Annotated in this window: 1 protein-coding gene; it reads left to right on the top strand. The window is 71.0% G+C overall.

Going from position 1 to position 659, the window contains the following annotated elements:
• Positions 1 to 659: MBL fold metallo-hydrolase (locus ABD140_RS39945; protein WP_344248289.1), on the top strand; the 659-nt coding region annotated here is incomplete at both ends.

Raw genomic sequence — 659 nt, 5'->3', positions numbered from 1 at the left:
ATGGGGGCAGCCCGTTGTGGCGGGGTTTTCCACGCATCCGGATTGGGATCACCTGCTCTGGCACGCCCGGCTCGGTGAGGTGCCCCGTTACGGCACGGCGCGCTGCGCGGCCGCCGTCCGGGATCAGCTGTCGGATGCGGATGCGAAGGCCCGCATCGCCGACCACCTGGACGAGACGGAGATCGCCGGGCGGGTGCCGCTGGACCTCCTGGGCCTCATCACCGGCCTGCCCGCCGAAACCGCGCGGATTTCCTGGGACGGCCCCGAGGTCCGGATCATCGAGCACCAAGCGCACGCCCCGGGCCACGCGGCGCTGCTGATCGCAGACCGCGGGGTTCTCCTCGCCGGCGACATGCTCTCCGATGTCCTGGTTCCGATGCTCGACCTGGAAGGCGCCGCGGACCCGATCGAGGACTACCTCACCGCGCTGCGGCTGCTCGAGGGTGTGGCGGGCGGCGTTGACGCCGTCGTCCCGGGCCACGGTTCCGTCGGCGGATCCGACCAGGTGCAGGCACGGATCGATCAGGATCGGGCGTATGTACTCGCGTTGCGAAACGGCCGAGCGCCCGCAGACCCGCGGGTCGGCCCCTCGGCCAAGCCCGGCTGGGAATGGGTGAGCGACGTGCACGAAGGGCAACTCCAACGCCTCGCCCGAAGAA

The organism is Actinocorallia libanotica (assembly GCF_039525175.1).
In the GTDB taxonomy this organism is placed as follows: Bacteria; Actinomycetota; Actinomycetes; order Streptosporangiales; family Streptosporangiaceae; genus Actinocorallia; species Actinocorallia libanotica.
Note: the sequence above shows the minus strand (reverse complement) of the source record. Positions and strands in the feature narration are given on the sequence as shown.